This window comes from Glutamicibacter sp. X7 (genome assembly GCF_054889245.1).
The window spans coordinates 1,679,147-1,699,394 of the sequence record NZ_CM142678.1 but is presented as its reverse complement, the minus strand read 5'-3'; the positions used below and the strand labels follow the sequence as shown (position 1 = coordinate 1,699,394).

Sequence of the window (20,248 nt, the reverse complement as noted above, 5' to 3'; positions counted from 1 at the left end):
GCGTTAAGACTGATGGTAGGTCACAAGGCAAGGGGGAACCATGGGTAACCAGCCAGTTCAAACAAACGTACGTACACCACTGACCAACGCTCCTGCCGCCCAGGAGCAGGTGCTGGCGGCGAGCAAGCTCGCCAATGAGATCGTCAAAGCCGCGGCGCAATCCTCACGACTACGGATCACGGCCCGCGAAGTGTAAACATATCTACCGGTGCCCGGCGGTTCTCCCGCCGGGCACCGGCTTGCCGCAACGCGGTGTTCGCGAATTTTCCGTATGCTCTAAAGCATGGCCCAAGAGTCCGATCTCCCCACCAAGCAGCCGTCCCGGATGGCCAACCACCTGCCCAAACCCAGTCCGCAGACCATCAAGCGGCTCAAGTCGCATCTGGGCGAACTTTCCACCACGGCACTTCGTTACTTGGAAAAGTCCTTACCGTGGTATGGCTCATTGGCACCCGAGGAACGCGCCGCTTTGGGGCTCGTGGCGCAAAAGGGTATTGCGACCTTCGTGTCGTGGTACGAGGAGCCCGACTCAACGCCCGCCTGGGTCATGAGTGACGTTTTCGGGGCGGCACCGACCGAACTCACCCGGTCGATTAGTCTGCAGAAGGCACTGGCGTTGCTGCGCACGATCGTGGAACTTGTCGAATCCCAAGTCCCGGACATCGTGATCGAGTCCGAGCAGGCTCAGGTGCGCGAGGCGGTCTTGCGCTATTCACGTGAAGTAGCCTTTGCAGCCGCCGACGTCTATGCCCGGGCGGCAGAAACCCGCGGCGCCTTAGATTCACGACTCGAAGCCCAGTTCATAGATGCTGTCTTACGTGGAGAGTCGCAGGAGTCGCTCTCCTCCCGGGTGGCCGCCCTAGGTTGGCGTTCACAGAAGAACCTGCGCGTGATGGTGGGTATGACTCCCAAAATGGCACCGAGCACGTTCGTCAACGCCTTGCGCCGCGTGGCCGCCCGGTATTCACGGGACTCACTCGTCAGCGTGCTAGGCGAACGCTCGATTATGGTCCTATCGGGCACCCGCTTCGACGAGGTGGACTTTCACCGCATGGCCCGACTCTTCGGCGATGGGCCCGTGGTTTACTCGCCGCTGGCGCCAAACATCAAGGACGTGCACCACGCCGCCTTGGCCGCAATGTCCGGCGTCTCGGCGGCTCGTGCGTGGCCACAGGCCCCTACGCCGGTCGCCGCCGACGATCTGTGGCCCGAGCGTGCCTTCAACGGGGACCAGCTGGCTCGCACGGCCTTACTCGAACGCGTCTACCGGCCACTCATCGAAGCGGGGAACGCCTTGGCCGAAACGCTCTGTAGCTATCTCGCCCTGGGCTTTTCGCTCGAGGGCACGGCCCGTGAACTTTTCGTGCATGCCAACACGGTCCGGTATCGCCTCAAGCGCATCAGTGAGGTCACCGGCTGGGATCCGCTCTCCGCCCGGGATGCCTTTGTTCTGCACACGGCGCTGTTGGTTGGCAGGTTGCAGCCCGAGGATGACTAAACCGCCCGGTTATGGGAACCACACAGTTTTTCGCGGTCCGCAACACCAAAAATCGTGAATTCTCTGGGGTTGGATGCGATAGGCTTTTGTAGCATCCATACAAACAGGGTTCGCGAGCTTGGTACTTATTTGCCGCGCGAAAAGAATCGACTATTTGGAAAGCTGGAAGAGTGCTAGCAATTGTATGCCCGGGACAGGGCTCCCAGACCCCAGGTTTTCTCAACGAATGGCTCGACGTGCCAGGTGTGCGCGAACACTTGACCGAGCTCAGCGCCATTAGCGAGCGCGATCTCATTGCCTACGGCACCGAAGCCGACGAAGAAACCATCAAGGACACCGCCGTCGCTCAGCCGCTCATCGTGGCCGCCGGGCTAGCCAGCGCCCGCGCACTCTTCGGCAACGAGCTGCCAAGCAAGGCAATCCTGGCCGGACACTCGGTCGGTGAAATCACCGCCTCGGCGATCTCGGGTGCGCTCAGTGAAGCCGACGCCATGACCTTCGTGCGTGAACGTGCCAACGCAATGGCCCAGGCCGCCGCCGTCACTCCTACGGGCATGGCCGCCGTCCTCGGCGGGGACGCCCAAGAAGTCACCGATCGCTTGAACGAGCTGGGCCTGACCCCTGCAAACGCCAACGGTGGCGGTCAGATCGTGGCCGCCGGCACCCTGGAGCAGCTCGCGGCTCTCGGCGAGAACCCGCCGGCCAAGGCCCGCGTGATCCCGCTGAAGGTCGCCGGCGCGTTCCATACCGCGCATATGGCCCCGGCCGTGGGTGTGCTCGAAGAGCTCTCCGGCTCGCTGAACCCCGCCACCCCATCGCGCACCCTGCTGTCGAACTTTGACGGTGAGCCAGTAGCCGACGGCGAAGCCAATCTCGCCTCCCTCGTTGCGCAGGTCTCCCGCCCGGTTCGCTGGGATCTCTGCATGGAAACCCTGGCCGCTCAGGGAGTGACCGGCCTGCTCGAGCTCTCCCCCGCCGGCACCCTGGTTGGTCTGGCGCGCCGTGGGCTGAAGGGAGTCAAGACTCTTGCGGTCAAAACCCCGCAGGATCTGGACGCGGCTCGTGAGTTTATCGCCGAACACGGCGCCTAACGCGCTTCGGGACGTAACCCAACGGGCGACGGGGCTTGTCTTGAACCAGTAGCAGGCACCTCTGCCCTAAGCTTTAACCCGGAAGCGTGAAAACCCGATAAGTTTTCACCTATTGGTGGCCTCCGAGAACGGTTGCCACTGCACACTGCCCGGCCTCGCCGGCACGAGAAAGAAAAGGAGCCGTAATGGCTAGCAACGAAGAAATCCTGGCGGGCCTCGCCGAGATCGTCAACGAAGAGACCGGCCTGGACGTTGCCGATGTGCAGCTGGACAAGTCCTTCACCGAGGACCTGGACATCGACTCGATCTCGATGATGACCATCGTGGTCAACGCCGAAGAGAAGTTCGACGTGAAGATCCCGGACGAGGAAGTCAAGAACCTCAAGACCGTGGGCGACGCAGTGAACTTCATCGCTAACGCCTAAGGTTAAGTCCTTGGCCCCTCGGGGCAACCGTCGCGTGGAGCTTGCCGCGCGCATCGGCCGGTACGTCAAGCCGGCCGCTCTAGTTTTTATTGCCTCCCAGTAGAGAGTTTGATGATGGCGCGCAAAGTAGTGATCACCGGTCTCGGAGCCACCACCCCCATTGGCGGGGACGTCCCAACCCTGTGGGAGAACGCCCTCAAGGGTGTATCCGGGGCAGCCACGCTGACCGATTCGTGGGTGGAGGAGTTCTCACTGCCGGTCACCTTTGCGGCGCGTGCGTCGACTCCTGCCAGCGAGACCCTCTCCCGCGTGGAGATGAAGCGCATGGATCCGTCCACGCAGTTCGCCGTGGTGGCGGCCCGCGAAGCGTGGAAGGACTCGGGCATCGAGGAGTTCGACCGCGATAAGTTGGCTGTGGCCTTCGCGACCGGTATCGGTGGCGTGTGGACCCTTCTTGACGCCTGGGACACCCTGAAGGAAAAGGGCCCGCGTCGCGTGCTGCCGATGACCGTTCCGATGCTTATGCCAAACGGTCCGGCTGCGGCGGTCTCCCTCGACCTCGGTGCCGCCGGTGGCGCACACACCCCGGTCTCCGCGTGCGCCTCGGGCACCGAAGCGATGCACGTGGGTCTGGATCTGATTCGTTCGGGTAAGGCCGATGTTGTCATGGTTGGTGGCGCCGAAGCGGCCATCCACCCGATGCCTATCGCAGCGTTCGCCTCCATGCAGGCGCTGTCCAAGCGCAATGACGACCCGGCCCGCGCCTCGCGCCCGTACGACGTTGACCGCGACGGCTTCGTCATGGGTGAAGGCGCCGGCGCACTGGTACTGGAAGCCGAAGAGCACGCACTGGCCCGTGGCGCCCGGATCTATGCCGAGCTCGCCGGCTCCTCGGTCACCGCCGACGCCTACCACATCACCGCGCCGGACCCCGAGGGCCTCGGAGCAACCCGCGCGCTGAAGGCTGCCATGTTCGACGGCCGAATCCAGCCGGAAGATGTCGTACACGTCAATGCGCACGCAACCTCCACTCCGGTCGGCGATAAGCCCGAGTACACCGCCCTGCGTGCCGCTCTGGGCGACGCCCTCGATGATGTCTGGGTCTCGGCCACGAAGAGCCAGATGGGACACCTGCTCGGTGCCTCCGGCGCCGTCGAGTCGGTGCTCTCCACCTTGGCCGTTTATCACCGCAAGACCCCGGTGACCATCAACCTCGACAATCAGGACCCGGAGATTCCGTTGAAGGTTGTCACCGGACAGCCAGCCGAATTGCGTGAGGGAAGCATCGTTGCGCTGAACAACTCCTTCGGTTTCGGCGGTCACAACGCCGTGGTCGCGATCCGCAGCGTCTAAGCCTACCGGCGGACACGCAAGTCACCTGCGGCGGGCCCCAGTAGCATCAAGCTACCGGGGCCCGCCGTTGGTGTATTCCCCTTCACCACACGCACTGGTATTCTCTGCCACATGCGTACCATTATTGCCACGGCTTTCATTTCCCTCGACGGCGTCATGCAGGCTCCGGGCGGTGAACCGGGCTACCGCAATTCGGGTTGGACCATGTCCGCAACGGAATTCGATCCGGCGGCGTACGAGCTCAAGGGAAGCGAACAGGACGAAGCTGGCGCCATGCTGCTTGGCCGGAAAAGCTACCAGGCATTCAGCGGTGTCTGGCCAACGATGACCGAAGAGTTTCCGCGCTATAACGCCATGGACAAATACGTGGTCTCTACGACCCTGCAACCCGGAGATCTAGTCGATAACTGGGGTAAGACCACGCTGTTGCGCTCGGCCGCCGATGTCGCGCGGGTGCGCGCAGAAGACGGTGCGCCACTGATCATTCATGGCTCTGGAACGCTCGTGCATTCGCTACAGGAACATCAACTGATCGACCGTTATCACCTGCTGGTCTTCCCGGTGCTCCTTGGCGCCGGACTACGACTGTTCAGTGAGGCCGATCTGGATATGCAGAAACTACAGCTGACCGCTCAGGCAACGTACCCGAACGGCATCCAGAAACAGGTCTTCGACGTGGTGCGCTAACGACCGCGAGCGTTGCGGGGCTTAGACCACCTGGTTGAGCCAGCGCACCGCGCTCTGCTCGCCGGCATGCCGGAACGGTTCGAGCTCTTCATCCCACGCTTCACCGAGCGCGATGGACATCTCCTGAAAAAAGACGGCCGGGTTGCCATCGCCCTTCTCGTAGGCCCAACGGATCCGTTCTTCGTTGACCATGATATTTCCCGCCACATCGGTCGTGGCATGGAAAATACCGAGTTCGGGAGTGAATGACCAACGGCTACCATCAACCCCAGGGCTGGGCTCTTCGGTCACCTCGAAACGCAAGTGCTGCCATCCACGCATCGCCGAGGCGATGCGTGCACCAGTACCGGGCTCGCCGGTCCACTGATATTCGGCCCGCAGGAGTCCGGGCGCGGCAGATTGATCGGACCAGTCCAAATTCACGGCCCGACCTAGCACTTCGCCGATCGCCCACTGCAGATGCGGGCACAGCGCTGCCGAGGCACTGTGAATATAGATCACGCCTCGGGTCATCGATGCAGACATGCCATCCTCCGTCTCGGTGTTGATCGTCTTCCCCTACGTCAAAACCACTACGGCGGATCCATCATGTCCGTTGGAACCTATTTTGCCTGACAGAGTGGGTATTTTGCCAGCCGATGCGCGAATTTCCTACGCACGCGGATGGGCTTGGCGGTAACTGTCCCGCAGCCGGTCTATCGAAACGTGCGTGTACAGCTGGGTGGTGGCCAGCGACGAGTGACCCAAAAATTCCTGCACCATGCGCAGGTCGGCGCCGCCGTCGAGCAAATGTGTTGCCGCCGTGTGGCGCAGTGCGTGCGGTCCGCTCGCTGCCGTGTCGCCTAGGGCATGCAAGCTGCGCGCAACAACTTCGCGAGCCTGGCGCACATTAAGACGCGCACCTCGGGCCCCGAGCAACAAGGCGGGCCCGGACTTTTGCCCGGCGAGCCGCGGTCGATGTTCAGCGAGCCATCGGGCAAGTTCTGCCTGGGCCGGGGCACCGAAAGGCACGGTGCGTTGCTTATCTCCCTTACCCGTCACGCGCAGTGTCTGCGCCGAGCGGTCCACGTCGTCGATGTCCAAAGAGACCAATTCACCCACGCGCAATGCGCAGGAGTACAGCAACTCGATGATGAGCCGGTCGCGGCATTCCAGGGCCGCTTGCCTGGGAGTGCCCGCGTTGGTTGCGGTGTCGGCTGATGAGCTTGGATCTCGCGCTGTCTGATCGTCATCGAGAAGGCGATGCACCTGCTCTCCCTGGAGCACATGGGGAAGTTTCTGCGGTTTCTTAGGAGCCACCAGTCGAAGCGACGGGTCGACCTGCACAATGCCTAGACGCAGTGCCCACGCGAAAAAGTTCTTTGCCGCGGATACCCGGCGCGCCAGTGTCGAAGGGACCAGCGCTCGCTCGTGCATATCGGCCATCCAAGCACGCAACAAGGGAGCCGTTACCTCGCGCAGAAGTTTCACATTCCCCGCAGAGGCAATAAAAGTCAGCAGATCATTGAGGTCACCCCGGTAGGCGCGCAAGGTATTCTCACTGCGACCGCGCTCGAGCCTGAGGTGGTCGAGAAACTCCTCCAGTGTGGCGGTGAACTGCTCGGGCACCGCGACCTCACGATCAATACTCATCACAGCCCAATTTACCCCTTCGGACCGTGCTCTTGCGGTGCGAGACACCACTGAGCGCCCTGCTGGCGAGCCAGACTTTGCCCGCCGAGGTACCTTAACGCCGTCATCGCATGTCCGTCGCTGATTCCCGCGCGAGCGGCGATCTCGCTGACCGGTAGCGTGCGACGCACCTCTAGCGAGTCATAAACCATGCGCTGGGTCAGAGTGAGCGCGTCGGTGAGTCGGCGTATCGTTCCACCTGTACCCGGCAGCACGCTTTCGCCTAGGAGTTCGCGTGGTTCGCTGACCAATTGCGCTTGACCCTCAGAGATCAACCGGTGGGTTCCGGCAGAGTAGGCCGAATACACGCTACCTGGCACGGCAGCGACGTCGCGGCCCAGATCCAGTGCATGACCTACCGTGTTCAAGGCGCCGGAACGATAACGGGCCTCGGTCACCAAGGTAACGCGTGACAGCGCCGCAATGAGACGGTTGCGGTTCAGAAACCGGAAGCGGGCAGGTGGAGTTCCCGGTGGGACTTCCGAAAGGATGATCCCTGAGTGAATCACCTGTGACAGCAGGCTACTATTGCCCGCGGGATAGAGGCGATCAATACCGCCGGCCAGTATGGCGATGGTCGGCAGATTTTTCTCATCGACCGCAGCGGCGTTCAGTGCCGCTCGGTGGGCAGTTGCATCAACCCCGTAGGCGCCTCCCGAGACGATGGTGTTGCCAGCCCGATAAAGGTGCTCGGCAAAGTCCTGGGTAACTCGTTGTCCGTAATCGCTACAGTCTCGCGAACCCACGATCGAAACGCACCGATCGAGAGTGCACTGGACCATGCGTTGGACCTGCGTCGCACGCCACCATAAACAAATCGGCCGCCCAAGCTGCAAGTCGCCTAGTTGCGTGGGCCAAAGGGGATCCCCGGGAATGAACAGTCCTCCCCCGTTGCGTCGCAGAGACTCGAGCAGCTTGTCGCTCCGGCCCGGTGAGATACGTTTACGCCACCGCTGAAGGGCGACCGGGAGGCTATGCGTATCTGCCGCGGTCGAGCTGAGGCCGAGAAGATCGTTGCAGCGACGTTGCAGATCCGCGGGCGGTGGATACCCGGAGGTGATCATCGCCAGGCACTGAGCTGGTCCAATTAGACTCAGCAACGCTCCGCCCGCCAGATCATTGGGCTCGATCAACATGTTCAGCTCGGCACGAATTCGGTGCTCGGGTGTGATCTCGGCGCTCATCGGTTCTCCTTGGGTGCCCGGTCAAGGCGTTGGCGCAGCTTTAGAGCCCGATCCAAATGTGTCGGGTCAGGCGCGGGCGCTCCGTCTAAATCCGCGAGACTCCACGCCACGCGCAGTACCCGATCGAACCCACGGGCCGAAAGATCCGGGGTATCAGCCAATACACTCAGCGCCCGATGAGTGCTGCGAGGATACTGCAGGTCCGTGCGCAGTACATGACCAGGGACCCGCGCGTTGGTCCCGAGCCCCAGAGGCCGAAGTCGCCGAACGGCTCGTTTTCGAGCCATCAGAACGCGATCGCGGACCGCCGCACTCGATTCGCAACTCCCGGAACCTAGAAGATCGCGGCCGGTGACCGGTTGCACGCTTAGCTGCAGATCTACTCGATCAAGTACCGGGCCTGAGAGTCTGGCAAAGTACCGTCGACGGGCGTTGGGCGTGCAGGTGCATCCGGTGCCCTGCCCATAATTTCGTCCGCACGGGCAAGGGTTCGTCGCCAAAAGGAGTTGGAATCGCGCGGGTAACTGCTGTGCACCGTGAATTCTGGCCAACTCTATGTACCCGTCCTCGAGCGGCTGGCGAAGCGCGTCGAGCACACCAGTGGCGAATTCGGCGGCTTCATCGAGAAATAGCACCCCAGCATGGGCCCGCGTGATCGCACCGGCGCGCAACTGGCCCGTACCGCCACCCAGTAATGCGGTAACCGAACTGGAATGGTGGGGAGCAACGAAAGGTGCGGTGCGTCGTAGTTGGGCTATTGCCCCCTGCGCGCCAGCAAAAAGAGATTCGATGGCGGTGACCTGTTGTGCGACGTCGTCGTCGAGCGGCGGCAGGATTCCCGGCAGACAACGCGCCAGCAGCGTCTTGCCCGACCCCGGTGGGCCAGTCAGCAACATGTGGTGCCCTCCCGCAGCGGCCACCTCCAATGCCTGTTTCGCCTCGTATTGACCGTTGACATGGGCCAGATCTCCGCTGATCTGAGTTGATCGCATGGCCTTTGGTGCCGCTGCACCGGACTCGTGTCGTCCCATGATTCGCAAGTCCTCGTATGGGACGCCTAGTTTGATGAGCACCTGACTCAAATGGCTGGCCCCCGTGACATGTATCCCGGGCACGAGACGAGCTTCCTGCTCATTGGCCTCGGCCACCACGACATGGTCTATCCCGTGCTCCGAGGCGGCCAGCACGGCCGGGAGCACTCCAGGCACCGCGCGAAGTGTGCCATCTAGTCCGAGCTCGGCGAAGAACAACGTGCGCGGTGGCACGGCGAGTCGTGCATCGGCCCCTAGTGCGGCAATGAGCATGGCCAGGTCAAAGGCAGATCCTCGCTTGGGTACATTGGCCGGGGAAAGGTTCAATGTCAGGCGTCGATTCGCCACCGGCACCCCGGTATTTCGGGCCGCGGCCTTAATTCGTTCGCGGGCTTCGTTAACCGAAGGGTCCGGAAGTCCCAAGATCGTGAAGCCCGGAATGCCCGCGCCGAGGTCGGCCTGCACCTCAACGACCCGCGCGGCAACGCCAATGAATGCAATGGAATAGGTTCGGGCCAGACTCATTGGGTGACCTCGCGATGGTGATGCAACGAGGGCTTTCCGTTGCCCCAATACACTTCGATCACGTCGATGCGCAGCGTGTTGACCCAGCACTGTTCACTTTTGGCCCAGCACAGCAACAGGCGTTGAAGTCGCTGAAACTTCGCGGCGTTGACTGCTTCGAAACCGTCCCCGAAGCGGTGCGAGCTACGTGTCTTGACCTCGACGGCAAACACCCCGCGTTGGTCGCGACAAACTAGGTCGAGTTCGCCGATGGAACATCGCCAGTTGCGCGCCAACACCTGCACGCCGTGACGCTGCAAGTAGGCGGCGGCGTAGTCTTCTCCTCGTCGCCCCAACTCCACATTGTGATTCCCCATGAGCCGCTCCCTGTCCGCCGTGCTTCCTGAGATTCATCCTGCACGCGGTGTCCAGCACCGTGGGCGGTCGCCTAACGAGTTGTGGGTAAAGGCGCAAAGCGACAGGTCAGCACGTAATAATCGCTGTACGCATCGCTGGATTTACACTCCCATTGCAGTCCAGTGGACTCTAGAATTCGTCAGCCGGAAAATCCGCCCGTGACCGCCTTCACGCGTCAAATACGCCATTGAAACGACATAATTTTCGGCAGCTCAAGGTGCTCACCACCAAGCAAAAACCGTAGCCGCCCAACGCTGCTACGCGAAGCAATTCGCGGCACTGCGCGGCGCGTTCGGGAACCGCGGCTTCACCACCAACCTCGTCTGCAATTTATAACAGTTCTATAACTCCTGACTTTTCCCTGTATTTATAAGGATATTCAGGGCTCGAGACAAGAAATATTGGAGCTATATCACTCCTCTCCGGGGTACCATTCATCGCTCTTTTGCTACCGTGGACAGTGGCGGCGACGCGTCCGACACGACCGCTAACGCACAAGAGAAGACAAGGATCAGACTGGCACTGCACATAGGAGTGCCAGATCATTGGTGTCTAAGTTCCGCGCTTGTTGACAGTTCGGGCGCGCGTGCTATCGATGCTGGATCCATGTGAGGCAAGAACAACCCGATAGACGGGCATGGAGACTATGACCAGAAACGTGGCCGTAAAGGTAGATCACCTTTACAAGGTCTTTGGCCGCAAACCTAAAGACGCGGTCGAGAAACTCAAAGCGGGACTAACCCGGGATCAGCTCCCCTCATCGACCACCGCCGCCGTCATCGACGCGTCCTTCGAGGTTCTCGAGGGAGAAATCTTTGTGGTGATGGGCTTGTCTGGATCCGGTAAGTCCACTCTGATCCGTACGCTCAATGGCTTGTGGGAAGCCACCGACGGCTCGATCAGCATCAACCAAGAAGAACTGACCGGCATGTCGCCGGCCCGACTACGCGAAGCCCGGCGCACCAAGATTTCCATGGTGTTCCAGCACTTCGCGCTCCTCCCACATCGCACGGTGCGTGACAATGTCGCCTATCCCCTTGAGCAAAACGGGGTCCCGAAGGCCCAGCGTTTGGCGAAGGCCGACGAAACGCTGAAGATGGTGGGGCTCGATGGTTGGGGCGATAAGATGCCCAGCGAACTCTCCGGCGGTATGCAACAGCGTGTGGGCATTGCCCGTGCCTTGGCCGCCGACACCGATATTCTGCTGATGGATGAGGCATTCTCTGCCCTGGATCCACTGATCCGGCGCGAAATGCAAGAACAGCTCATCGAGCTGCAGGGACAACTGGGCAAAACCATCGTCTTCATCACCCACGATCTCAATGAAGCGATGTTCCTCGGTGACCGCATTGCGGTGATGCGCGACGGTCAGATCGTGCAGGTGGGAACACCCGAGGAAATCCTGACAGATCCGGCCAATGACTACGTGGCCCAATTCGTCCAGGATGTCGATCGCGCCCGCGTGCTCAGTGCAGGTTCAGTCATGGAGCCAGCACGAGCACATATCACCGAACAGGCTGGACCGCGTAACGCGCTACGCACGATGCGCGATAACTTTCTCTCCGCTGCGGTGGTCACCAGCCGCGACCGCAAGGTCCTAGGCATGATCACCGACCGCGACGCACTCAAGCTCTTACGGCAGGGAGAAAACTCGCTCAGCTCGAAGATCAAGCCGCTGGACACGGTGCACCGAGATACTCCCCTGATCGACCTCTTCGTTCCGTCGGTAGAGTCACCGCTCCCGGTGACCGTGACCGATCAGGACGACCGGCTCCTGGGAGTCATCCCGCGTGTGACCCTGCTGGCGGCCCTTGCGGCAGCGACTCCCCCGACCGAAGAAATGAGCGTGCTACAGGCTCCTCTTCCGGCCGACGTGGTCGACGCCGCACTGAACGCAGAAGGAGGGGAATAACTCATGGACGAATTCCGTATCCCCATCGGCGAGGTAGCCGACACCGTCATCACGTGGATCGTGAACAATCTCAATGCCCTCTTCTCGGTGCTACGAACCATCTTTGACGAGATGTACGGAGCGATTTTTGCGATCCTCGATGGCCCTGGATGGGTCGTAATCACGATTCTGGCGGCACTGATTGCGCTACTCTCGCGTGGCTGGAAGTTCATGCTCGGTACCATCATCGGGCTCGTGGTCATTGTAGGTGTCGACCAGTGGGAGAACGCCATGTCCTCGCTGTCGTTGGTACTCGTCGCCACGTTCTGGGCGCTGGTAATCTCGATTCCCTTGGGAATCTGGGCGGCGAAGTCCGATACCTTCTCGGCGTTGATTCGTCCGGTGTTGGACTTCCTGCAGACGATGCCCGCCTTCGTGTACCTGATTCCGGCGTTGTTGCTGTTCCGGGTCGGTGTGGCCCCAGGCATCGTGGCAACCATCATCTTCGCCATGGCCCCCGGCGTTCGCTTCACCGAACTTGGTATTCGCTCGGTGGATGCCGAGGTCGTCGAGGCCGGGCAGGCCTTTGGTTCGAGCCCCTCGCGCATCCTGCGGCAGATCCAGCTTCCGTTGGCGCTACCGACCATCATGGCCGGCGTCAATCAGGTCATCATGCTCTCGCTGTCAATGGTCGTGATTGCCGGCATGGTCGGCGCCGGAGGCCTCGGTGGCGACGTCATCAAGTCGCTGAACCGTCTGGATACGGCGCTGGGTGTGGAGGCTGGTCTTGCCGTTGTCATCATTGCCATGATTCTCGACCGGCTGACTAATGCATTCGGCAAACACTCCGGCCTCTTCGCCAAACTCCGCGCCCGTAAACCACATGTGGATTCGGTACCGCAGGACCCCGTGAACGCCTAAGACCCCAAGTATTCGCATCGTCTCGTGCGGTGCGTACGAAAGGAATCATCATGAAGAAACCTCTAATGAAAACCACGGCGCTGGCCCTTGCTGGTCTGTTTGCGCTGACTTCGTGCGGCAGCGGTGGTGGCGGTGAGCCAAGCGCCTCGGGTGAGAGCAAGGACATCACCATCGCCGTGTTCAACGGCTGGGACGAGGGTATCGCCACGAGCGAGTTGTGGAAGGCCGTACTCGAAGACAAGGGATACAACGTAGAGCTCAAATACGCTGACCCTGCCCCGCTCTTCTCCGGTCTATCCACCGGCGACTACGATCTGACGACCGACGTCTGGCTACCTGTCACCCACGCCACCTACATCGAGGATTATGGGGACAAGATGGAGGACTTGGGTGCATGGAACGACGAGTCGAAGCTCACCGTTGCGGTCAACAAGGATGCTCCGATCGACTCCTTGGACGAGTTGGCCGAGCATGCCGATGACTTCAATAACAAGATCGTGGGTATCGAGCCGGGCGCAGGTCTGACCGAGACCATGGAGAAGAAGGTCATCCCCGAGTACGGTCTGGATGATATGGACTTCTCGACCAGTTCGACCGCTGCGATGCTCACCGAGCTGAAGTCGGCCACCGATAAGGGCGAGAACATTGTGGTGACCCTGTGGGAGCCGCACTGGGCCAACGGCGTCTTCCCGATCAAGAACCTCGAAGACCCCAAGGGTGCCCTAGGCGGCACGGAATCATTGCACAGCTACTCGCGCACCGGTTTCGCCGATGACTTCCCCGAGGTTGCCGGTTGGGTCGGCGACTGGAAGATGGATCTGGACACCCTCTACGATCTGGAAAATCTTCTCTTCGTCGAGAACGATACCGATGACTACCAGCCACTGGTCAAGCAGTGGATGGAAGAAAACCCTGAGGTTGTCTCCGCCATGACCGAATAGTCGGTATTCGACCTTCAAACCAGAGAACCGGTGTTCGCTGCCCTTATGATCAAGGGCAACGAACACCGGTTCTCTGACTTTTAGCTGGTGTTAACTGCCCAGCCCCTCTTTAGGAATCTCAAGTTCTTCCCGGTTAAGTTCCTCGATATTGACGTCCTTGAACGTCAGAACCTTGACCGACTTCACGAAACGACCCTGCCGGTAAACATCCCATACCCACGCATCGGTCAGGCTCAATTCAAAGTAGACCTCTCCCTCATTGGACCGGGTGGCCACTTCTACCTGATTCGCCAAATAGAATCGACGCTCGGTTTCTACGACGTAATTGAATAGCCCAACGACCGTCTTGTACTCGCGGTAAAGCTGCAGCTCAAGATCGGACTCGTAATTCTCGAGATCTTCTGCGCCCATCGTATTCTCCTTTGGTGACGGTGACTGTACCGGAAGCCCTGTTCGTGCTACGTAAGATTCCAGCTTCGCCGATGTAAGTGACAGGCCCCGTGCTCTGCGATCGCCTGACGATGACTTGCCGTCGCATAACCCTTGTTTTCCGACCAACCATACACGGGAAATTCCGCTGCATAGCATTCCATCAAGGCGTCTCGTTCGACCTTCGCGAGGATCGAGGCGCCGGCAATCCCCTGGCATTGCATATCGCCTTTGATGATGGTGCGCACCGGCACGCTCACCCCGGATTCTTCGGTCGGTGGCGCCAGCAGATCGAGCAGGTTGCTCTCCGGTGTCGTCAGCCAGTCATAACTGCCATCTAGCAGGATTGCCTCTGGGGCGACCGCACAGGCCGCGAGGGCTCGTGTGCCCGCCAGTCGCAAGGCCGCCGTCACACCTAGATCATCGACCTCTTGGGCGCTGGCATGCCCAACGCCGTAACCGACGGCCCACGAACGGATCTCTTCGACGAAGCTCTCCCGCTTGGCCGCGGAAAGCAACTTCGAATCACGCAGTTCGGGAAATGAGACCAGCGCGGTGGTGTCCAGCACGGTCGCGCCGACGCTGATGGGCCCGGCGAGGGCACCGCGGCCCACTTCGTCGACCGCCCCGATGTAGCGCACTTGGTGAGCCGCAGCCAGCGCCAGTTCGTGCTCGAGGGTCGTTACTGTGACTGCTCGTCCTGCCATGTCGCCTCGCTAGGGTGTGCTGGGGGCGGGAACTTGGGCAAAGGTTTCGCTATGGGAATCAATGCCGCCCCAGCGGCTAATAGGCCACGAAATGACCGATGCCTTGCCCTGGACACTATCGAGGTCAACGAAGCCCCCTTGGATATCCGTATGGAAACGGGAATCGGCGCTCGCGGCACGGTGGTCACCCATCACCCAGATTTTCCCTTCCGGAACGGTGACCTTAAATTCCATGTCGCTGGGTGCGTTGCCGGCGTACACGTAGGGCTCATCAATGGCCGTACCGTTGATCGTCAGCTTGCCGTCCGCGGAACAGCACTCGACGGTGTCCCCTGGCATTCCAATAATTCGTTTCACCAAGTACTGTTCGTCGGCGGCCGGGAGCACGCCCACGAAGCTCAATGCGGATTCAACAAAGTTGGGATCATCGTCCAAGGGCGGCAACCAGTCGAGGTCATCCCGGAAAACCACCACGTCCCCGCGCTCGAGATCAAAGGGCCCGGGTACCATGAGGTTGGCGAAGATTCGGTCGTTGATCTGCAGGGTATTTTCCATCGAACCCGAGGGAATGTAGTACGCCCGAAAGAAGAAGGTCTTGATGATGAGCGACAGTCCGATCGCAATGACCAGGATCAACAGGATCTCCCGGACCGAGCGCCAGATGCGATATGCGAGGCCGTGAATTGCGTCAGGCGGGTTGACTGGTTCAGATGTCACGATTCGAGTTTTACCTTTCGGGAGTTACTCTGTAACACTATCGCACCGTGGTGGGGATCTACCGATGGGCGCAATCATTAATGCACTGAGTCGGCCCATCCTCCGAAGACGGGCCGACTCGATGCTATAGGTTTTTGTTCTCTTACGGTTTGGTCATCATCGCCGGTGAGGCTGGTCCGGCACTCTTCTTCAGTGTTACCGGAATGTCCCCGATCGGTTTCTGCTCATTGAATAGCTTTTCGATGCTCTCGAACTGGCCAACGTCGACCATCAGGGTCAAGCCACCGTCTTCCGGATTCATGTAGTAGCCATGGATTGCGGTTTTCAGCGGGCCTTCAAGGCTCCCCTGCCATTCCATAACCTTAGTAATCGCCTCGTTGAGGTCGGCGGCGGAGTAGTCCACCACATGAGGTACCGCACCGGCGGCTTCGATCTCGGAAACCTTGGATTCGTCGGTTGTGGAAACATGTAGCTTTCCGTCACTGATCCAGGTCTGACCCAAGCTGGTTCCCAAAGAGTCGGTCAACCGCTCGGAGAGATCCAACAGTTTTTCTTGATCCATCGATGACTCCTGCTGCGAGGAAGAGGCCGTTGGCTCGGGTTCTGAACTGTTAGGGGCTCCTGCCCCATTGCCACAACCGCTCAAAAACAGCGCGGAGGCCACGGTGAATGCGGCAAGTCCGATGCCGCTGATGTTTTTGGATGTCTTGATGTTCATAGATACACCTACCCAATAGAAGCTATGGCTTCCAAAATTAGTCGATATCCCGGCATAGAAGCAGAGAGTTTCATGTGTGATTCAAGTGATAATGCCCCCGCCACGAATGGTGACGGGGGCATTATCTACCTAGTCGGTCAGGGACACGCTAGGTTCGTTCCGGACTAGCCGTGGCGACGGGTGCCGCGGCGAAGCATCAGGAAGAGTGCACCGATCAGTGCTAGTGCGCCACCGGCAGCAACCAGCGGAGCGGCGCTCGAACCGGTTTCAGCCAAAGGATCGTCCTTCTTAGGCTGTTCCTTCTTCGGTGCCTCGGACTTGCTTGGCTGCTCCGACTTGGTCGGCTCCTCGGTCTGAGTCGGCTTTTCGGACTCGGTCGGGGTTGCAGTAGGCTCGTCCGACTTGCTTGGCTCCTCGGTCGGCTCCTCAGACTCGGTCGGAGTTGCGGTCGGCTCCTCGGTCGGAGTCGGGGTAGCAGTCGGCTCCTCGGTCGGAGTCGGAGTTGCAGTCGGCTCCTCGGTCGGAGTCGGGGTAGCAGTCGGCTCCTCGGTCGGAGTCGGAGTTGCAGTCGGCTCCTCGGTCGGAGTCGGGGTAGCAGTCGGCTCCTCGGTCGGAGTCGGAGTTGCAGTCGGCTCCTCGGTCGGAGTCGGGGTAGCAGTCGGCTCCTCGGTCGGAGTCGGAGTTGCAGTCGGCTCCTCGGTCGGAGTCGGAGTTGCAGTCGGCTCCTCGGTCGGAGTCGGGGTCGGAGTTGGCTCAGGTGCGGCCACGATGACCGATCCCTGCGTGTTAGCCGAGACGTTGTAACCGTTCTTTGCCTTCAGAGTGAAGGAGAATTCTCCTTCGGTCTCCGGGGCGTTGAAGGTGAAGGTGCCATTGGAGCCCACCTGAACGGTGGCAATGACCTCGCCATTGACGATGACCTGAACGCTGGTACCAGCAGCAGCGCCTTCGACCTTACCGGTGATGGTTGCGCCTGGCTCAACGGTTGCACCGTTCTCCGGGGTAACGACGACCGGAGCGTTCACGAAGAACTTCACCTGGTAGTTTTCGCCGGTGGCCGAGTTCAGGACGGACATGCCCTCCTGAAGGTCGGTGTACATGGCCAAGTCGTCGGTCGTGTTTTCTACGGCGTCATCGCCCGCGTGAGTCGCCGAGTTGATACCAACAGCCTTGGTGCCGATGAGTGCGGCGCCGCCCGAGTCGCCCTGGTCCAGAACGGTCTGGCCCGGGTTGGTGGAGGCGAAACCGTTCACGACGCGGATGTCGTCGTTGTAGCCGCCGACGGTGAAGAGGCCTTCGTAAATGACCTCGCCACAGCTCCAGCCGGTGGTTCGACCCACCGAGCACACCTCGGAGCCGATGACGGCCTTGGAAACGCCAGTGACCTTGACGGTCTCGTCGCGCTCGTCCTTGCCTTCGGCCCACTTGGAGACGCCTGGCTGCATGTTCAGGTCGGCGTTGGTCTTGTCAATGGCCGAGATATCGGTACCTGCGGCATCGACGATGTCTTGTTCGGTGGTGTTCTCATCCGGCACAACGCCAGCGTGGTTCGGTCCACCAAACTGGGAGAAGGTGAACTGTCCCATTGGAGCGCCGAGCGCGGTGTTCGGATCATCCGGCATATCCTGCTCGACCAAGGAGACGAACTTGAAGGCGTCGTCCTGGGTGCAGTGACCGGCTGAGATTGCGGCGTCCTTGCCATCGGTGGTCCAGCCACTGAAACCGAAGGAGCACAAGCCCTCGGCGGTGTTCTGAGTGGTTCCGGCACCGTAGCCCATGCCACCGAAGACATCGTTGGCAGCAGCTGGCTTAGCGTGGACCTTGTCCTTGCCCTTGCCATCAACTACGGCCTTGGTCTCGTTGAGTTCGACGTTCGGGGCTTGGCTCGCGAACTGCTCAAGGGTAAGTCCACCGCTGACCGAAGCGGTCGCAGCGGTCTTCTTCGACTTTTCGATCTGAGCCGGGCCGGCCGCGATGATCGTGAACTGTCCTGGAGTACCGTCGCTGACGACAGCGGTCAGGCGGCTCAATTCCTTCGGAGCGACGTTCTCTGCCAACTCCTTGTAGACCTCGCCTACGGTCGAGACCTTGCCGACCTTGGCGACAAGCTTGATCGCCTTCGGGGCGGCGCTGGCGGCGACTACCTTAGCGGCGGCCTTCTGGTCCTTGGTGGCGACCTCGATGGTGGCCTTGCCATCCTTAACCGAGGCGCTGGCCTTGATGCCTTCTTCGGCTAGCTTCTGCTTGGCGTCCGAGACGGCGTTGCTGACCTTCGACTCTTCTAGATACTGGTCTAGGTCCTTGCCGAGGTCTTCCTTGACAGCTTCTTTGAGACCACGAGTGTCCACACCGGAGTCGGTCGTCGTGGCCGGCGTCTGGGCGGCCGGCGATTCGATCGCCTTATCAGCCGCGACGGCAGGAGCGATGAAGCTACCGCCGACCACCAGTGCGGTGGCCGCGGCAGCAACGACGCCGCGCTGCGCGTTCTTCTTTTGTGGATGTGGCATTAATGCTTCTCCCAAGTTGTTTGGTGCGAGTGCGAAACGGGAGTGTGCATCTCACCGGTCTGCGCACAGTACTGTTACCAAATCGAAACAATATCTGCTTGAGATTAGCCAATTCAAGCCGTCCGAGGGGGTAGAACTACCCATCCGGCCGGTTTTCTGAGTGTTTGCTGGACACGAGTAGCCATGCTTGTCGCCTCGACGTTCAACGGGATTCCAGAGTTATCTATCGGCGAACGCGAAAACATGCCTAATCAGCGATGTGTGCGTTGCGCTACATCCGGATGAGTCAGAGTGGCGGGCAAAAACTTCTATTTTCAAGCTTTACTGCTGAGCAAGACACCTAGAAAGCTCGAAGATTTTTCAAAATTTTTCTCAGGGTTCGCGTGTTACGCGGCCAAAACCACGACTGAGCCCGCTCAAAAGTCGGCCCGAGCAAGTCCTCACTACCGAGAATCTCTTCCGGAACTGTAGACCCCGGCGATAACCTAGCGCAAGGGTTTGGTATCAGATAACGGCCAAATAACTTTCGTCGCCTTACCCAAGATGCGCTCGACCGGGATCATGCCACCGCCACTGGACCCGAGCAAAGACCGCGAGTCCTCGGAACGTGCACGGTGGTCCCCCATGACCCACACGCGGCCCTCTGGGACTTCCACGGTAAAGAGCTGCTCGCTTGGTGCGTTACCCGGATATAGATAGGGCTCGTCAATTGACTGCCCGTTGATTTGCACTCGCCCATCCGGGCCACAGCAGGAGACGGTGTCTCCGGCGACGCCGATAACCCGCTTGACATAGGTGCTGTCCCCGCCAGTTAGCCGCAACGTACGGCCCATAAGTTGCAGGAAGTCATCCCGTTGATATGGATCGAACGATCCTCGGCCGTCAAAGACGATCACATCCCCGCGCTGCACGGCGGTCTCATGGTAGGCGGTTCGGTTAACGCCGATGCTCTGTCCAGGGTTGACGGTCGGTTGCATCGAAACCGATTCGATACGAAAGACGTCGAAGACGGTATTACGCACGACTAGCGTCGCGATGAGGGCGAGGATTATGGCGAGAACGGCGAAGCGCCAGACCCAGGTAAGGGTCCGGCGCTTCGTTGTTGCTCGCTCTAGGCGGGCACTCCGATTCATTGAAAGAGTCGGATTACTTCTTGCCACCGAAGTCGCGCTTCTCGCGGATGCGAGCAGCCTTACCGTGACGATCGCGCATGTAGTACAGCTTGGCACGACGCACGTCACCGCGGGAGACAACCTCGATCTTTTCGATGATCGGGGAGTGTACCGGGAAGGTACGCTCAACGCCGACACCGAAGGAGACCTTGCGAACGGTGAAGGTCTCGCCAATGCCGCGGCCCTGACGGCCGAGCACGTAACCCTGGAAGACCTGAACGCGGGAGTTCTTACCTTCGATGATGTTGACGTGCACCTTCAGGGTGTCGCCCGGACCGAAAGCAGGAACGTCGGAACGCAGCGAAGCTGCATCGACAGAGTCAAGAATATGCATGAGAGCATCTCCTTGGGATCAATGCCGCAGGTCACCTAACCCATGTTGCT

21 protein-coding genes are annotated in these 20,248 nt (G+C 60.3%); 9 read left to right on the top strand and 12 right to left on the bottom strand.

Going from position 1 to position 20,248, the window contains the following annotated elements:
• Positions 1 to 40: 40 nt before the first annotated feature.
• From ACYU0X_RS08215 to ACYU0X_RS08190, 6 genes are all read left to right on the top strand, one after another.
• Entirely contained in the window at positions 41 to 196 is a 156-nt protein-coding gene (locus ACYU0X_RS08215) for a hypothetical protein (protein WP_309407321.1), read from the top strand.
• 87 nt (positions 197 to 283) lie between these two features.
• Positions 284 to 1,498: a PucR family transcriptional regulator gene (locus ACYU0X_RS08210; RefSeq protein WP_461902714.1), complete on the top strand. Its 1,215-nt coding sequence runs from the start codon at positions 284 to 286 to the stop codon at positions 1,496 to 1,498.
• Positions 1,499 to 1,668: 170 nt separating this feature from the next.
• Positions 1,669 to 2,589, top strand: coding sequence for an ACP S-malonyltransferase (locus ACYU0X_RS08205; RefSeq protein WP_418909208.1), 921 nt, complete (start codon positions 1,669 to 1,671; stop codon positions 2,587 to 2,589).
• A gap of 185 nt (positions 2,590 to 2,774) precedes the next feature.
• Positions 2,775 to 3,014 (top strand): acyl carrier protein, encoded by a 240-nt coding sequence (locus ACYU0X_RS08200; protein WP_309407325.1) that lies wholly within the window; start codon positions 2,775 to 2,777, stop codon positions 3,012 to 3,014.
• 114 nt (positions 3,015 to 3,128) lie between these two features.
• A complete protein-coding gene (locus ACYU0X_RS08195; protein ID WP_418909207.1) occupies positions 3,129 to 4,367 on the top strand; it encodes a beta-ketoacyl-[acyl-carrier-protein] synthase family protein in 1,239 nt (412 codons plus the stop codon).
• A gap of 111 nt (positions 4,368 to 4,478) precedes the next feature.
• Entirely contained in the window at positions 4,479 to 5,054 is a 576-nt protein-coding gene (locus tag ACYU0X_RS08190; protein WP_418909206.1) for a dihydrofolate reductase family protein, read from the top strand.
• Between the two features lie 21 nt (positions 5,055 to 5,075).
• Here the strand turns inward: ACYU0X_RS08190 and ACYU0X_RS08185 are convergent, their stop codons facing one another.
• The 5 genes from ACYU0X_RS08185 to ACYU0X_RS08165 all read right to left on the bottom strand — a co-directional run bounded on the left by ACYU0X_RS08185 (position 5,076) and on the right by ACYU0X_RS08165 (position 9,821).
• On the bottom strand, positions 5,076 to 5,579 hold the full coding sequence (locus ACYU0X_RS08185) for a DUF3145 domain-containing protein (protein WP_309407330.1): 504 nt from the start codon (positions 5,577 to 5,579) through the stop codon (positions 5,076 to 5,078).
• A gap of 126 nt (positions 5,580 to 5,705) precedes the next feature.
• On the bottom strand, positions 5,706 to 6,686 hold the full coding sequence (locus tag ACYU0X_RS08180; RefSeq protein ID WP_461902713.1) for a tyrosine recombinase XerC: 981 nt from the start codon (positions 6,684 to 6,686) through the stop codon (positions 5,706 to 5,708).
• A gap of 11 nt (positions 6,687 to 6,697) precedes the next feature.
• A complete protein-coding gene (gene dprA, locus ACYU0X_RS08175) occupies positions 6,698 to 7,909 on the bottom strand; it encodes a DNA-processing protein DprA (protein WP_461902712.1) in 1,212 nt (403 codons plus the stop codon).
• A complete protein-coding gene (locus tag ACYU0X_RS08170) occupies positions 7,906 to 9,465 on the bottom strand; it encodes a YifB family Mg chelatase-like AAA ATPase (RefSeq protein ID WP_461902711.1) in 1,560 nt (519 codons plus the stop codon). Before ACYU0X_RS08170 ends, dprA begins: the two co-directional genes overlap by 4 nt.
• Positions 9,462 to 9,821, bottom strand: a complete 360-nt coding sequence (locus ACYU0X_RS08165) for a YraN family protein (protein ID WP_461902710.1) — start codon at positions 9,819 to 9,821, stop codon at positions 9,462 to 9,464. The genes ACYU0X_RS08170 and ACYU0X_RS08165 overlap by 4 nt, the downstream gene beginning before the upstream one ends.
• Positions 9,822 to 10,507: 686 nt before the next feature.
• Here ACYU0X_RS08165 and ACYU0X_RS08160 point away from each other — a divergent pair.
• The 3 genes from ACYU0X_RS08160 to ACYU0X_RS08150 are packed head-to-tail and all read left to right on the top strand — an operon-like array spanning position 10,508 to position 13,614.
• Entirely contained in the window at positions 10,508 to 11,773 is a 1,266-nt protein-coding gene (locus ACYU0X_RS08160) for a quaternary amine ABC transporter ATP-binding protein (protein ID WP_461902709.1), read from the top strand.
• Positions 11,774 to 11,776: 3 nt separating this feature from the next.
• Entirely contained in the window at positions 11,777 to 12,673 is an 897-nt protein-coding gene (locus ACYU0X_RS08155; protein WP_461902708.1) for an ABC transporter permease, read from the top strand.
• A gap of 50 nt (positions 12,674 to 12,723) precedes the next feature.
• Positions 12,724 to 13,614 (top strand): glycine betaine ABC transporter substrate-binding protein, encoded by an 891-nt coding sequence (locus tag ACYU0X_RS08150; protein WP_461902707.1) that lies wholly within the window; start codon positions 12,724 to 12,726, stop codon positions 13,612 to 13,614.
• Positions 13,615 to 13,704: 90 nt separating this feature from the next.
• On the opposite strand, the gene ACYU0X_RS08145 is transcribed toward ACYU0X_RS08150, so the two are convergent.
• The 7 genes from ACYU0X_RS08145 to rplS all read right to left on the bottom strand — a co-directional run bounded on the left by ACYU0X_RS08145 (position 13,705) and on the right by rplS (position 20,198).
• A complete protein-coding gene (locus tag ACYU0X_RS08145) occupies positions 13,705 to 14,025 on the bottom strand; it encodes a DUF2469 domain-containing protein (protein ID WP_309407345.1) in 321 nt (106 codons plus the stop codon).
• A 47-nt stretch (positions 14,026 to 14,072) separates the two neighbouring features.
• Positions 14,073 to 14,750 (bottom strand): ribonuclease HII, encoded by a 678-nt coding sequence (locus ACYU0X_RS08140; protein ID WP_461902706.1) that lies wholly within the window; start codon positions 14,748 to 14,750, stop codon positions 14,073 to 14,075.
• Between the two features lie 9 nt (positions 14,751 to 14,759).
• Positions 14,760 to 15,467, bottom strand: coding sequence for a signal peptidase I (lepB, locus tag ACYU0X_RS08135; RefSeq protein ID WP_461902705.1), 708 nt, complete (start codon positions 15,465 to 15,467; stop codon positions 14,760 to 14,762).
• Between the two features lie 142 nt (positions 15,468 to 15,609).
• Entirely contained in the window at positions 15,610 to 16,029 is a 420-nt protein-coding gene (locus ACYU0X_RS08130; RefSeq protein WP_461902704.1) for a hypothetical protein, read from the bottom strand.
• 320 nt (positions 16,030 to 16,349) lie between these two features.
• The gene (locus tag ACYU0X_RS08125; RefSeq protein WP_461902703.1) at positions 16,350 to 18,692 is read right to left on the bottom strand and encodes a hypothetical protein; all 2,343 of its coding nucleotides are present in this window, start codon (positions 18,690 to 18,692) and stop codon (positions 16,350 to 16,352) included.
• 485 nt (positions 18,693 to 19,177) lie between these two features.
• The gene (gene lepB, locus ACYU0X_RS08120) at positions 19,178 to 19,825 is read right to left on the bottom strand and encodes a signal peptidase I (RefSeq protein ID WP_461902702.1); all 648 of its coding nucleotides are present in this window, start codon (positions 19,823 to 19,825) and stop codon (positions 19,178 to 19,180) included.
• A 13-nt stretch (positions 19,826 to 19,838) separates the two neighbouring features.
• Positions 19,839 to 20,198 carry a 50S ribosomal protein L19 gene (rplS, locus tag ACYU0X_RS08115; protein ID WP_309407357.1) on the bottom strand — a complete coding sequence of 120 codons (360 nt, stop codon included), beginning with the start codon at positions 20,196 to 20,198 and terminating at the stop codon, positions 19,839 to 19,841.
• Positions 20,199 to 20,248: the final 50 nt, after the last annotated feature.